This is a genomic window from Mariniflexile litorale, assembly GCF_031128465.2.
Lineage (GTDB): Bacteria > Bacteroidota > Bacteroidia > Flavobacteriales > Flavobacteriaceae > Mariniflexile > Mariniflexile litorale.
The window spans coordinates 2934026-2945815 of sequence record NZ_CP155618.1 but is presented as its reverse complement, the minus strand read 5'-3'; the positions used below and the strand labels follow the sequence as shown (position 1 = coordinate 2945815).

Here is an 11790-nt window from a genome sequence, read left to right as displayed (position 1 = left end):
ATCAAAATTTTAAAATTTAAAAAGTCAAAAGCTAAACCGAAATTTAAGTGCTTATAAATTTGCCACTGACCATCCAGAAACCGTTGGCATACATTTTGAACAATTCAATTATAAATCATTTATTATAAATAAGTTTCAGTAAATTTACACGCAAGGCTAATTTCAACACGTTATGTAAGCCTAATTAAAGTACAACTCACCAGGCTAAATTTGGTACAAAAAAATAGAACTGCAATTAAATTTTAAAACAGTATTTATTCATATGGCTACACCAGGAGAAAAACTCGCAGCATCACTTCAGATTCTTCGTAAAATTCAAGAAGAACAAAATGCTAAATCTATACAACAAGTAGAAACGAATAATAAACCTTGGTGGAAAATATGGTAGAAAAACTACTGCCAACAAGTTGTATAAAAAATAATGATTAAACCAGTCATTAATCAAAGGTTATTGGTAATTTAAAAACACTCTTATGAAGAAAATTTTAGGACTTATATTTTTACTTTTCTTTTTTAAAACAAATGCTCAAGAATATTTTTCGGTTATAGCAGAAAATGGACTTTCTATTAGAAATAAACCAAACTTGAATAGTGAAAAAATTGGAAAACTTGAAGTTGGGAAAGATATTCTTCTTATTAAAAAAAGTGGACAAAAAATGTCTATTAATGATAATAACCAATTAATAAATGGAGAATGGTATGAAATTGAGAGTACTAAAGAAAATCCAAAAGGATATGTGTTTAGTGGGTATCTATTAGAAAAAAAAGAACAACCTAATGATATTAATGATTGCGAAAAAGAACTTCCGTGTTATTCGAGTGTTTCATTTGAAAACTTTGATTTAAAAATATACAACTACCAAATTCAAAAAAATATAACAAAAAAACAAGACACTATTCAAGTAATTGAACATGTATTTAATCAAATTGGAGACAAACTTTTACAAATTATACCAAAACAAAAAAAAGATAGTATTAGAGTTTCATATATGGTTGTTGAAAACATTAATGAACAATATGATTATCGAAAAATTAAACCATCTGAATATGATGATTGGTTTAAAAATAGAGTGAAATGGAAAGGGCAAGAACCTTTTGTTGAGTTAAAGAATAACTTAAATTTTTATAGAATCCCCAAAACAGAATATGAACAAAAAGAAATATTAAGAAAACAAAATTTCAAACTAAAAGACACATTAGTAGATTTGATTGGAAAAAGTCCTAATGTTGCCACTTTAATTTATAAAGGAAAGGCTTGTACTTATGGATTAGGGCCTGTAATCATTCGAATTGAATTGTATTCTGAAAATAGAGAAAAAATCATTAAATTTTTAGTAATTGATTTATCTTATGGTTGTTAAAAAATGACCACTAACACCATGCTTTTAGCTTAACCAATGTCAATGACTTTGCTTGCTTCTGATTTTACTACGGAAAATACTCGTGGACAAACCCGCACTATTCTTATAAAAAGTTCCTTAGGCATAAGCCGAAAACAAATCAATATACAATAGAGGAATAAATTTATTTAAATGTAACAAAAATCACATTTTTACATAATTGACAATCTTATATTTGTTATAAGAAATATGAATATTATGGCTATAATTAAAATTCTAGGAACGGGATGTTCAAAATGCAAAGCAATGACAACTGTTGTTCAAGAGGTCATTTCTGAAAATAACATGGATGCAAGCATTGAAAAAGTTGAGGATATTATTGAAATTATGAAATTCAATGTAATGACAACACCAGCATTGGTAATAGATGGTGTTGTTACCATAAAAGGTAGAGTGCCTTCAAAAGACGAAGTACTAGCTCTTTTAAACTAATACAAAATCTACTATGAAATATTTTATCAAGGCTTCATCTATTTCAAATCAGGATGCTGTTATTCATATAAAGCAATCAAATATAGATTTTGGCACAACGTCAAACACTACAGAAACCTTACCAAATCCTGCCGAATTATTCTTAGGTTCTTTTGCTTCCTGCATATTAAAAAATGTTGAACGTTTTTCTAGTATGATGAAATTCACCTATACACAAGCTACCATTAAAGTGAATGCGACACGTCTTGAAAATCCACCAAGAATGGAAAATATCATTTACAATTTAACAATTCACAGCAACGATAAAAAGCTTAATATAGATTTACTTAAAAAAAACATTGAAAAGTTTGGCACCATATATAATACAGTAAAATTGTCGTGTGCCATCTCAGGTACTATTAGTACGATTGAAAATGTTTGATTGGGTACAAAATATAGCAAATTGGTTTGTTTATGATGTTCTAAATTTAAGCAAAGGGCAACATTTAGCAGAAGCTTTAAATTTCTTTATTTATGATACCACAAAAATTCTAATCCTACTTTTTATAGTCATATTTTTTATGGGAATTGTTAATAGCTATTTTCCTATAGACAAGGTTAAAAACTATCTATCAAGAAATAAATTATTTGGACTGGAGTACCTTATGGCAAGTCTTTTTGGAGTTGTTACACCTTTTTGTTCTTGCTCATCAGTTCCTTTATTTATTGGTTTTGTAAAAGGAGGAATTCCATTAGGGGTAACCTTTTCTTTTTTAATTACTTCACCTTTGGTCAATGAAGTTGCCATGGGTCTTTTTATTGGCTTGTTTGGTATTAAAACAACCATAATTTATGTGATTAGTGGTGTTTTGTTAGGAACTATCTCGGGCGTAATCCTTCAAAAATTAAAATTGGAAGGCTATCTAACACCTTGGGCAAAAGAAATTTTAGTGAATGCTCAAAGAGATCAAGATCTATTTCAAGCAGAAAATCAAACCTTTAAACAACGCTTACCAATTATTTGGGTAGAAGTTGTAAAAATCCTTAAGGGTATCATTCCTTATGTTTTAGTGGGCATTGCAATTGGCGGATTAATACACGGTTATATTCCAGAAGGATTTTTTGAAAAATATATGAACAAAGACAATCTTTTTGCTGTTCCTGTTGCAACCATTTTGGCTGTGCCAATGTACTCGAATGCATCGGGCATACTTCCTATAGTTCAGGTATTGGTGGACAAAGGAATTCCGTTAGGAACTGCTATTGCCTTTATGATGGGAGTTGTTGGTTTGTCACTACCAGAAGCAATGCTGTTAAAGAAGGTTATGACCCTAAAACTAATTGCTATATTTTTTGGAGTCGTGACATTGTGCATAATTATTTCTGGTTACTTGTTTAATGTGATTTTATAATTTAGTACTAAAAAAAAGCTATTTCTTTAACATCGGTCGAATTGACTTTAATATTCAATACTAAATAATAAGTTATTTAAACAACAAAAAAATAATACATGCGTTGATAGCTATTGGTCTAAATATAGACCAAACATTTGTAAAAACTAAATAACAATAAAATGAAAAGAATAATTGTGGCACTAATAGTAATGATTCTAAGCATAAGTACAACAATTGCTCAAGAATGGCAAACAGACATTATTGTTGCAAAAGAAATGGCTGCCAAAGAAAGTAAGCCAATAATACTAGTGTTTCAAGGTTCTGATTGGTATGCACCATGTACTAAACTAGACCGAGAGATTTGGAGTACTGACGCTTTTATAAAGTAAGTGGTGGTATAGGGACAGAAGAGCTAACCGATATTACAGGAACTTTTGTGGTTTCAATCCCTTTAAATAATGATGACGTATTAACTATTGATGCAGGAATTTCTGCATATACTTCAGTATCATCAAGTAACATTGAACCTTTTGATGATGGCTCTGCAGACCCATTTCAAGCATCCTCTGGAGCATCAAGTAGCGACCTTTGAGCAAACTTAACTGGAAGTTATAGTCATAGCTCTGATGACAGAAATAATATGTGGTCTGCAAAAATATCAATGTCATCAGAATACGATTATTTTTCAGCTGGTATTAGAGGTAGTTACACTAAATTGTTTAACGAAAAGAATACGGAATTAAGTGTAAATGCAAATATATACATCGATACCTGGAATGCGATTTACCCCACCGAATTAAGACCATTGGAGAAAATGGTAATGGTTTAAGTAACTCTCTCTTTACGCAAAATACGATTACAGGTAACACAAATTACAATCCTAGATTTAGTGAGTTTCAAGATAAAGGACGTAATTCTTATTCTTTAGGTTTTGGGTTCTCTCAAATTCTTCATAAAAACGTGCAAGGTTCGTTAGCACTAGATTTTGTAAAACCTTCTCATAGTATAAAATTTTATTCCTTCCCCCATTTCACAAAATAATAGCCGTAGGATCACAAACATTACTGCCTGATCTTGAATTATATACACTCAAATAATCTCCTGCGCTAAAATTAATATGATAATCTGTATAAATATACTACCTCCAACTAGATTAAATTGACCATCCAAAGTTGGATTTGTACATCTCCTCCAAACTAAAAGTTAACACCATCGGCTCCTGATAGCTGACAAAAAAACAGACCGACTGAATTAAAAACATTTACCAACGCCTATGTCTATGAAAACCATTACTTTAGATTTTCCCTTCGGAAAAACACCTTTTCTCAATTAATTTTTCCATTTGTTTTTCTTAATTTTCCGCTACGAATAGCTACGCGAAACCGTTGACAAAACAAAATGACCCAAATATTAACAATTAAATAATACACAATGAAACAAATTTATTTTTTAGCCTCAATTTACATCCTTACATGTATAAATATAAGCGCTCAAACAACACATGTTATTAGTTCATTAAATGGTCTTGAGGGAATGGCTATTAATGGGAATAACTTGTATATATCTGAAGATGATGCTAATAAAATTTCTAAAATAGACATTACTGATGCATCACCCTCAACAACAGATGTTGTTACGGGATTAAATATTCCTATAGGAGTAATGTTTAATGGTAATGACCTATACATATGCGAATTAGGTGCTGATAAAATTTCTAAAATAGATATTACAAATCTATCTGCCGGAACAACACCTGTCGTTGAGGGATTAAATAAACCTTATAAAACAATACTTAATGGTAACGACTTGTACATCATTGAATATGGTGCTAATAAAATTTCTAAAATAAACATTAATGATCCAACACCGACCCTAACAGATGTTGTTACAGGATTAGATCGTCCTTTGGAAATATTACTTAATGGTAATGACCTTTATATTGCTGAATATGGAGCCGGTAAAGTTTCCAAAATCAACATTACAGCCCCAATACCTACAACCACCACGGACGTTATAAATGGATTAGATGGTCCGGCTGGCCTATCCCTTGATAATAATAATTTATATATATCTGAATATGATAGTGGTGATATTTCTAAAATAAACATTTTAGATGCAACTCCAAGTACAACAGATATTGCTACAGGATTAACCACGCCTGCTGTAACAATTATTTATAACAATGAACTATATATCACTGAATGCACGGCTTCTATGATCTCCAAATATACTTTATCTACATTATCAATAAATAATTTTTTATTGAATAATAAAACAACACTATTTCCAAATCCAACATCTGATTTTGTTCAAGTTTCAGGATTAAACAAAACAGAAAATTATAGTTTATATAGTATTTTAGGCCAAAAAGTTAAAGAAGGGAACATCTCTAATAATGAAAATATTGATATTCAAAATTTAATTAATGGGATATACTACTTGAAATTTAATAACAAAAATACTCTCACATTTATAAAAAAATAAAACGTTTACCAACAATAATTAATACAGGATTTAGTGCTTAACCCTAAGTTTAGTATCTTAATAGGTACTTACAAATAACATTAACTATTTAACTTTTTTGAATATCAATTAACTAAATAGACAGTCCGAATCCCTACCAAATCACAATTGGGATAACATCCTAAATAAAACCTTGCTAGTTTAATAATTAGCAAGGTTTTTTCATTTTTGGAAAACCATTTTATTTAATAAAAGTACTTACATTTTTATTAAAAATATAAAAGCTGTTGTTAACAATCCTAAAATGAAATACAACTTAAAATTTTTGATTTTCATATATAGATTCATACTCAGCAGTAATTTTAAACACTTAAATTTTAGTTCAAGAATTATAATTTTTGAAACGTCCTGTCGTACCAGGTGTTTTTAAGTCTTTGGTATTTATCTAAATGATATTGATAGCTTTTTCGAAGACGTTCATATTCTCCTAAAAAAAACATATCACATTGTAAATTATCACACTCTGATACTTTTTTATATGTATTAGAATATATTAAAACGGTTTCTAAAAGTTGTTTATTAGACTCTTTACGTTTAGAAAAAAGAGTCAAAATGTTTTTTGGAATTTTATTATTCTGAATAGATTGGGCATATAAATTTAACAGTTTATCAACTTCAATATTTATATATTGAAGCTGATTCACCCATCCTTTAAGTTCTATAAAATTGTATTTATGTAAAACATTTACATCTGAGTCATGATTATGAATTATCATCGCTAGTCTTATTTTTATTTAGATTAATACATCAAAAACTTCTCTTGTTTTTGCTGAGTTACTTCAATAATTTTTAATTCTTTCTTTCCTGTTGGGAAATCCCATAGAACAATATCATTTACAGAATATCCAAACAAGGCAGCTCCCATGGGAGTAAGGATAGAAATCTTATTATTTTTTATATCCTTTTCTGATGGCTGCACAATCTGAATAGTTTTTTCCCAAGTGTTATCTGAAATAACAGTAACCATACTATTTAACCGCACCACATCATCAGGAATTTCTGCTTCATCTAGAATATGGGCAGTTTTTAGTTCTTCGGTGAATTTTATCAATGATTTTTGAATTTCATGGTCACCTACATATCCAGAAATGTTAAGTATGCGTTTTATATACACATACTCCTTTTTTTCTAACATTATACTTCCGTATTTCATTTTTTTAATTATTTATGGGAATATCCCGTGTTGTATATAATTTTTTTTTGAATCAACTCATCATATTCACTACACGACCATACATGACTTTTTTGATCAGTAAGTACACATGTAGCAATGTGCCTGCAATTAGGACATAAATTAAAATGGTTTGACTTCATTGTTTAATGTTTTTTAACTTAAAACAATATATATGCCAGCACATAGTATAAAGAACACCAGATGCGATAAACCATTTATAAACAAGGTTTTATGGGGTTTTTAGAATTTAGTATAAAAAAGATAAGTGGTACATAATTACCCGACTGGGTTAAAACGCTCCGAAATTGTTTATGGAATTAATATGTCTATTCTGAAAGTTTTTGACGAATCGTTTTTCTGTCAATACCTAGAATTTCAGCAGCTTTGGTTTTGTTATTATTTGTAACATTCAAAACTTTTTTAATGTACTGTCTTTCCATTTCTTTGAGTGAAACTAACTTTTCACTTGAAAACTCAATATTAAACTTAAGAGCATTCGGTAAATGTTCTATTTCAATTATTTTATCACACATAATTACAGCACGTTGAATAACGTTTTCTAATTCCCTTATATTTCCAGGCCAATCATAACGCTGTAATAAATCAGATGCTTCTGAATTTATTTTTACAAAACGATCTTTATATTCTACACCGTATTTGAATAAAAATTTATCTACCAACAACGGAATATCTTCTTTTCGCTCTCTTAAAGGAACTACATCAATTTCAACAACGGTAAGTCTATAGTATAAATCTTCCCTGAAAGCTTGTTTTGTAATCATCTCCTTTAAATTACTATTGGATGCTGCAATAATACGTACATCTACTTTTTCTGATTTCTGAGAACCGACTTTCATCACTTCTTTTTCTTGTAAAACACGTAACAGTCTTGATTGAACTGCTATGGATGCATTCCCAATTTCATCTAAAAAAATAGTACCTCCCTGAGCTGCTTGAAAATAACCATCCCGATTAGTATCTGCTCCTGTAAAAGCGCCTTTAACATAACCAAATAATTCTGCTTCCATAAGATTCTCAGGAATGCCACCACAATTCACAGAAATAAATGGTGCTCTTGAAAATTTACCTTGATAATGGATAGCACGAGCCACCAATTCTTTACCCGTTCCACTTTCACCTTGAATGAAAACCGTCGCTTTATTATCCTTAACCCGTTCAATAATTTGAATGACCTTATCAATCTTTTCTGAAGCACCAATTATATCACCATATGCTTCTTTATCTCGTTCTTTAGCTGTGGATTTTAAGTTGACTTGATTTTTAGATAAAGAATTGTCTATAGCAGACTTTAATTCTTCTTTTGTAAAAGGTTTTGTAAGATAGCCTACTTTAGATTTTATAGCTGTTAGTGAATCTTGAATGGATGGATATCCTGTAACTACAAGTTTTGGTAGTTTAGGGTAATGTTCAGAGACAAATTTAATGAGTTCAAAACCATCAACTTCTGGCATTTTTAAATCAGTAATTAACAAATCAATTGAAGTATCTCTTAGTATAGCAACAGCTTCTTTAACCGAAACAGCTTTATAGATGTGATAATTCCATGATTGTAAATGACGTTGTAATAATTCCAAAATATTAATATCATCATCTACAACTAATATATTTTCTTTTTGAAACTGCATAATAATTATTTTGGCAATGCTACAGTAAAGGTAGCGCCTTTAAGTGAATTATTCTCTGCGATAATAGTTCCTTTGTGACTAGAAACAATACCGTGAACAACGCTTAAGCCCAGGCCTGAGCCGTCACCTGTAGGCTTTGTTGAAAAAAATGGTTGAAACACCTTTTCTAATGCCTCCGTTGAAAGTCCTGAACCTTCATCTGAAACTTTAAGAACAATATCCTTGTCCGTTTGAAGTGCAGTGATTGTAACAATTCCGTTTTTTGGTGAAAAGTATATAGCATTGATAATAAGGTTAAATAGTATCTGTGTAAGTTGTATCGTATCTGCACGCAACCATAATGCTTCCTCTTCTATTTTTACAATATATTTTACATCGTGTTTTTTAAATGTAGTGTTTAACAAATCTAGGGCGCCTTTAATACTCGGAACAATATTGAGCATCTCCATTTTTTGAGGCATTTCACAGGCAAAAAACATGAGTTTTTTCACTACTTCTCTGGAGAAAATAACATTTTGAATGATTTTATCTAAATCGGCTGAGTTTTTATTATCATTACCAAGCCCATCTTTCAATAATTCAGAAAAACCTAAAATATTGGCCAAAGGGGTGTTGAGTTCATGTGCGATTCCAGCAGTAATTTCACCTAAAATATTAAGTCGGTCTGCATGCTCCATTTGGCGCTTTAAAGAAATTTCATTTCTTCGTATTTCAATCCTTTCGAGCAAATTACCTAGCTTTAAAGCGATACTATTAAGTAGTAATTGTTCTTCTTTCAAAAAATCTTCCGTTGTAAATTTTGAATGATCTAAATGAGCAGAAATAGTCCCAGCTAATTTATTAAAAACAGAAATATCAGATACTAATACTATGTTTTTTTCTAAAGCTTGAGTGGTCCCCACATGAATAGAATCTAATAAAATAGCAATATGTGTTTCTTTAGGGAATTGAAACGCCTTTTTTAAACTATACGTAATCGCTTTTAAAGTGTCTTCTATACTTTCAATATCTGCATTTACAATAATGGACGATATTTCATAAAGACACGTTAGTTCTTTTATGCGTTCTTTTAATGCAGTTTCTATGTGACTCATAATTAGTATTTAAAATAAAAAATTAATTGTACTTATAATAACTAGAATATTTATAATGTTTATATAAGGTTTAAGAATTAATTAACTTTTCATTAGGTAGGAAGCTTTATGTTTGTAACATAATCTTTTAGGTTTTATTATGCTTGGTAATTTTAATTTTATAAATTATTTTATAGTAAGTAAAATATGTTTTGACTATTTTTTCCCATGTCAAACAATCTTTCAAATTTGTAAATTGAAAATCATCTTCCCGACTTTATAAGCACGGCGAGGGTGCTTAACACATTCCGAATACCTTATTCCATTTAACCATTATAATTGCTAAACAATTGATGACTCCTCGCGGGTTAAGGTTTTCGTTTCCGATAAAATTGAAATTATTTTAAACACTTTAAATATTAGAAATCATGGCAAGAGGAAAAACCTTAAAAACGCCTAAAGTTGATTTAAAAACTAAAAAGCAAGAGAAAATTAAAATGAAACTGGAGTCAAAGCAAAATAGAAAACGTAAATAAATCTAATTACAGACCTAACCCAAGTTTTATTTAGTTTGATTAGTAATAAACCCTGAAGTATCAGCCTTTCACTTCAGGGTTTTTTAATAAATTTGATATGTAAACAGTATTTGCTTTGCTTGGATTTGATAAAATTAAGAAGGATTTTACGCTAGTATCAGTTGTTCGTTATAATACTACAGGTAGAGAGAGAAATAAGATCTTTGTTTCGTTAGGCTAGCCTTGCTAGCCAGTTTAAGTTCCTGAAAAAATGAATGCCTTCATAGCTTTCTTTGACGACTGAACCTAACAACAAATTTTCTATTTACTTATTTAAAACAATATTTTCAAGTTCTTCTAATGTTTTTCCTTTTGTTTCTGGCATAATAAATATGACAAAAAGTAATTGAAATACCATCATAATTGCAAAAAACAGAAATACAGCTCCTGCTCCAATACTGGAGAACATTATTGGCACTAAAGATGGCACTACAGCTGCTAATATCCAATGTATGGAACTGCCAAATGATTGTCCTGAACCTCTTAAGTGATTTGGAAAAATTTCAGAAATAAACACCCATATTACTGTGCCTTGACCAATAGCGTGAGCCGCAATAAACATGAATAAAAATATGGGCATTAAACTTCCTTCCCATTTAAAAAAGAAAGCGGCAGAAACTAATGACAAGGAAACAATGTAACCAATCGATCCTATATACATTAATTGTTTTCTTCCTAACCTGTCAATTAAAAATATTCCTAACAGAGTAAATATTAAATTAGTAACCCCTACTCCAATACTACTTAATAAAGCTGAACTTTCTTCTAAACCAACTTCAGTTAAAATTCTTGGGGCATAATATAATAAGGCATTGATTCCGGAAAATTGATTAAAAGATGCGATTAAAAAAGCAAGTAACAGTGGAAATCTATATTTCTTTAGGAAGATATTTTCATTAGGTATCGTATTTTCCATTTCTTCTTTAATTTCCATCATAAGTGTTTCTGGATTATGATTTGGATTAATTTTTTGAAGTACACTTTTAGCTTCATCATTTCTAAACTTGGTGAGCAGCCATCTTGGACTTTTAGGAATTGTAAAAGCAAACAAGGTATATATCGCTGCAGGTATGGCTTCAACTCCAACCATCCAACGCCAAGCATTTTCACCAATATCATTTAATAAATAATTAGAAAGAAAAGCTACTAGGATACCAAACACTATATTAAATTGATATAAACCTACCAATTTACCTCTATCTTTTGCTGGTGCAATTTCAGAAATATAAGCAGGTGCTGCAATGGTAGAGGCTCCAACGCCAACACCTCCAATAAATCTAAAAAAAGCGAATGTCCAAGGATCCATAGCGAGTCCAGATCCTACAGCAGAAACTGTATATAAAACACCAATCCAAATTAATGTATTTTTCCGACCCATTTTATTGGTTGGAATAGCACCAAAGAAAGCACCAATTACTGTTCCCCACAATGCCATTCCAATTACCACAATACCATGAAAACGAGGTGTTGTATTCCATAACACTTGCAATGTTTTTTCTGCACCAGATATGACTACGGTATCGAATCCAAAAAGAAATCCAGCTAACGCAGCTGTTATAGACCATATTAAAATTTTTCTATTCATAATTATTTA

At 30.3% G+C, this 11790-nt stretch carries 14 protein-coding genes; 9 read left to right on the top strand and 5 right to left on the bottom strand.

Going from position 1 to position 11790, the window contains the following annotated elements; all coding sequences use genetic code 11:
* The first annotated feature begins 262 nt into the window (after positions 1 to 262).
* The 9 genes from QLS71_RS12250 to QLS71_RS12210 all read left to right on the top strand — a co-directional run bounded on the left by QLS71_RS12250 (position 263) and on the right by QLS71_RS12210 (position 5689).
* Positions 263 to 388, top strand: a complete 126-nt coding sequence (locus QLS71_RS12250; protein ID WP_308993872.1) for a hypothetical protein — start codon at positions 263 to 265, stop codon at positions 386 to 388.
* 85 nt (positions 389 to 473) lie between these two features.
* Positions 474 to 1361, top strand: a complete 888-nt coding sequence (locus QLS71_RS12245; RefSeq protein ID WP_308993873.1) for an SH3 domain-containing protein — start codon at positions 474 to 476, stop codon at positions 1359 to 1361.
* Between the two features lie 237 nt (positions 1362 to 1598).
* The gene (locus QLS71_RS12240) at positions 1599 to 1832 is read left to right on the top strand and encodes a thioredoxin family protein (protein ID WP_308993874.1); all 234 of its coding nucleotides are present in this window, start codon (positions 1599 to 1601) and stop codon (positions 1830 to 1832) included.
* Between the two features lie 13 nt (positions 1833 to 1845).
* Positions 1846 to 2253: an OsmC family protein gene (locus QLS71_RS12235; RefSeq protein ID WP_308993875.1), complete on the top strand. Its 408-nt coding sequence runs from the start codon at positions 1846 to 1848 to the stop codon at positions 2251 to 2253.
* Positions 2246 to 3223 (top strand): permease, encoded by a 978-nt coding sequence (locus tag QLS71_RS12230; protein WP_308993876.1) that lies wholly within the window; start codon positions 2246 to 2248, stop codon positions 3221 to 3223. The genes QLS71_RS12235 and QLS71_RS12230 overlap by 8 nt, the downstream gene beginning before the upstream one ends.
* Positions 3224 to 3384: 161 nt before the next feature.
* Positions 3385 to 3594 carry a thioredoxin family protein gene (locus QLS71_RS12225; RefSeq protein WP_308993877.1) on the top strand — a complete coding sequence of 70 codons (210 nt, stop codon included), beginning with the start codon at positions 3385 to 3387 and terminating at the stop codon, positions 3592 to 3594.
* Positions 3595 to 3641: 47 nt separating this feature from the next.
* Positions 3642 to 3797: a hypothetical protein gene (locus QLS71_RS12220; RefSeq protein WP_308993878.1), complete on the top strand. Its 156-nt coding sequence runs from the start codon at positions 3642 to 3644 to the stop codon at positions 3795 to 3797.
* A gap of 69 nt (positions 3798 to 3866) precedes the next feature.
* Positions 3867 to 4034 (top strand): hypothetical protein, encoded by a 168-nt coding sequence (locus tag QLS71_RS12215; protein ID WP_308993879.1) that lies wholly within the window; start codon positions 3867 to 3869, stop codon positions 4032 to 4034.
* Between the two features lie 602 nt (positions 4035 to 4636).
* Positions 4637 to 5689, top strand: coding sequence for a T9SS type A sorting domain-containing protein (locus QLS71_RS12210; protein WP_308993880.1), 1053 nt, complete (start codon positions 4637 to 4639; stop codon positions 5687 to 5689).
* Between the two features lie 368 nt (positions 5690 to 6057).
* On the opposite strand, the gene QLS71_RS12205 is transcribed toward QLS71_RS12210, so the two are convergent.
* The 5 genes from QLS71_RS12205 to QLS71_RS12185 all read right to left on the bottom strand — a co-directional run bounded on the left by QLS71_RS12205 (position 6058) and on the right by QLS71_RS12185 (position 11781).
* On the bottom strand, positions 6058 to 6444 hold the full coding sequence (locus tag QLS71_RS12205) for a hypothetical protein (protein ID WP_308993881.1): 387 nt from the start codon (positions 6442 to 6444) through the stop codon (positions 6058 to 6060).
* 23 nt (positions 6445 to 6467) lie between these two features.
* The gene (locus QLS71_RS12200; protein ID WP_308993882.1) at positions 6468 to 6881 is read right to left on the bottom strand and encodes a GreA/GreB family elongation factor; all 414 of its coding nucleotides are present in this window, start codon (positions 6879 to 6881) and stop codon (positions 6468 to 6470) included.
* A gap of 347 nt (positions 6882 to 7228) precedes the next feature.
* Positions 7229 to 8548 (bottom strand): sigma-54 dependent transcriptional regulator, encoded by a 1320-nt coding sequence (locus QLS71_RS12195; protein ID WP_308993884.1) that lies wholly within the window; start codon positions 8546 to 8548, stop codon positions 7229 to 7231.
* 5 nt (positions 8549 to 8553) lie between these two features.
* Positions 8554 to 9642: a HAMP domain-containing sensor histidine kinase gene (locus QLS71_RS12190; protein ID WP_308993885.1), complete on the bottom strand. Its 1089-nt coding sequence runs from the start codon at positions 9640 to 9642 to the stop codon at positions 8554 to 8556.
* Positions 9643 to 10461: 819 nt separating this feature from the next.
* Positions 10462 to 11781 carry a sugar porter family MFS transporter gene (locus QLS71_RS12185; protein ID WP_308993886.1) on the bottom strand — a complete coding sequence of 440 codons (1320 nt, stop codon included), beginning with the start codon at positions 11779 to 11781 and terminating at the stop codon, positions 10462 to 10464.
* Positions 11782 to 11790 lie beyond the last annotated feature (9 nt).

What these genes read in the sequence shown, in the direction of transcription:
- QLS71_RS12250 (WP_308993872.1), top strand. Translation starts at nt 263, where the DNA reads ATGGCTACACCAGGAGAAAAACTCGCAGCATCACTTCAGATTCTTCGT.
- QLS71_RS12245 (WP_308993873.1), top strand. Translation starts at nt 474, where the DNA reads ATGAAGAAAATTTTAGGACTTATATTTTTACTTTTCTTTTTTAAAACA.
- QLS71_RS12240 (WP_308993874.1), top strand. Translation starts at nt 1,599, where the DNA reads ATGGCTATAATTAAAATTCTAGGAACGGGATGTTCAAAATGCAAAGCA.
- QLS71_RS12235 (WP_308993875.1), top strand. Translation starts at nt 1,846, where the DNA reads ATGAAATATTTTATCAAGGCTTCATCTATTTCAAATCAGGATGCTGTT.
- QLS71_RS12230 (WP_308993876.1), top strand. Translation starts at nt 2,246, where the DNA reads ATGTTTGATTGGGTACAAAATATAGCAAATTGGTTTGTTTATGATGTT.
- QLS71_RS12225 (WP_308993877.1), top strand. Translation starts at nt 3,385, where the DNA reads ATGAAAAGAATAATTGTGGCACTAATAGTAATGATTCTAAGCATAAGT.
- QLS71_RS12215 (WP_308993879.1), top strand. Translation starts at nt 3,867, where the DNA reads ATGTCATCAGAATACGATTATTTTTCAGCTGGTATTAGAGGTAGTTAC.
- QLS71_RS12210 (WP_308993880.1), top strand. Translation starts at nt 4,637, where the DNA reads ATGAAACAAATTTATTTTTTAGCCTCAATTTACATCCTTACATGTATA.
- QLS71_RS12205 (WP_308993881.1), bottom strand. Translation starts at nt 6,444, where the DNA reads ATGATAATTCATAATCATGACTCAGATGTAAATGTTTTACATAAATAC.
- QLS71_RS12200 (WP_308993882.1), bottom strand. Translation starts at nt 6,881, where the DNA reads ATGAAATACGGAAGTATAATGTTAGAAAAAAAGGAGTATGTGTATATA.
- QLS71_RS12195 (WP_308993884.1), bottom strand. Translation starts at nt 8,548, where the DNA reads ATGCAGTTTCAAAAAGAAAATATATTAGTTGTAGATGATGATATTAAT.
- QLS71_RS12190 (WP_308993885.1), bottom strand. Translation starts at nt 9,642, where the DNA reads ATGAGTCACATAGAAACTGCATTAAAAGAACGCATAAAAGAACTAACG.
- QLS71_RS12185 (WP_308993886.1), bottom strand. Translation starts at nt 11,781, where the DNA reads ATGAATAGAAAAATTTTAATATGGTCTATAACAGCTGCGTTAGCTGGA.